Origin of the sequence: Pseudomonas sp. SWRI92 (genome assembly GCF_014268685.1) — a bacterium.
GTDB classification, from domain to species: domain Bacteria; phylum Pseudomonadota; class Gammaproteobacteria; order Pseudomonadales; family Pseudomonadaceae; genus Aquipseudomonas; species Aquipseudomonas marvdashtae.
This window is the reverse complement of record NZ_JABWQY010000047.1, coordinates 1-602: the sequence shown is the minus strand read 5'-3', so window position 1 is coordinate 602 and position 602 is coordinate 1. Positions and strand designations below refer to the sequence as shown.

Here is a 602-nt window from a genome sequence, read left to right as displayed (position 1 = left end):
GGCGGTCAGTTCCGCGCCAACAGCCCGCGCAACGACGCGAGCATGGAAGACATGTCGATGAACGGCCGCGGCGCGTTCACCTCCGACCGCTTCAACTTCGGCGGCGGCGAATACGCCTTCAACGAAAAACGCACCCAGGTCGGCGTCTGGTACGCGGAACTGTCCGACATCTACCAGCAACAATATTTCAACCTGACCCACAGCCAACCGATGGGCGACTGGACCCTGGGCGCCAACCTCGGTTATTTCACCGGCAAGGAAAATGGCAGCGCGTTGGCCGGCGACCTGGACAACAAAACCGCCTTCGCCATGCTCTCGGCCAAATACGGCGGCAACACCTTCTACGTCGGCCTGCAGAAAGTCGGCGGCGACGATGGCTGGATGCGCGTCAACGGCACCAGCGGCGGCACCCTGGCGAACGACAGCTACAACTCCAGCTACGACAACGCCAAGGAAAAATCCTGGCAGCTGCGCCACGATTACAACTTCGCTGCTGTCGGCGTGCCGGGCCTGACCCTGATGAACCGCTACATCAGCGGCGACAACGTGCACACCGCCACCGTCGACGACGGCAAGGAATGGGGCCGTGAAAGTGAGCTGGC

The 602-nt window shown here is 62.3% G+C and carries 1 protein-coding gene; it reads left to right on the top strand.

Going from position 1 to position 602, the window contains the following annotated elements; genetic code table 11:
* Positions 1-602, top strand: a 602-nt coding sequence (locus HU762_RS26525; protein WP_186641878.1) for an OprD family outer membrane porin, incomplete at both ends; no start/stop codon positions are given.